The following is a 223-nucleotide window of genomic DNA, read 5'->3' as shown; positions in this document are numbered from 1 at the left end:
GAGATTCATACAAATCCCCTTTGTATTTTCTAACTCCATTTTGATAAAACGAGCTCCACGTTTTTTCTCTTTTCGGTAAAAAATCTCTTGAATCAGTTCGTAATCTTTTTCATCATTCTGTTCTCTCTCCATATGCTGATCTGTTTGACGAAGCCAAGCGTAATACCCACTACGACTCACGCCCGCAAGTTCGCAAAAATAACGCACCATACGAGGGAATCGG

The 223-nt window shown here is 40.4% G+C and carries 1 pseudogene; it reads right to left on the bottom strand.

What is annotated here, in order from left to right:
- A pseudogene (locus MR058_RS23110) lies at nt 1-223 on the bottom strand (IS3 family transposase); the annotation flags it as partial.

The organism is Bacillus cereus group sp. BfR-BA-01430 (assembly GCF_022663115.1).
In the GTDB taxonomy this organism is placed as follows: Bacteria; Bacillota; Bacilli; order Bacillales; family Bacillaceae_G; genus Bacillus_A; species Bacillus_A cereus_BD.
Note: the sequence above shows the minus strand (reverse complement) of the source record. Positions and strands in the feature narration are given on the sequence as shown.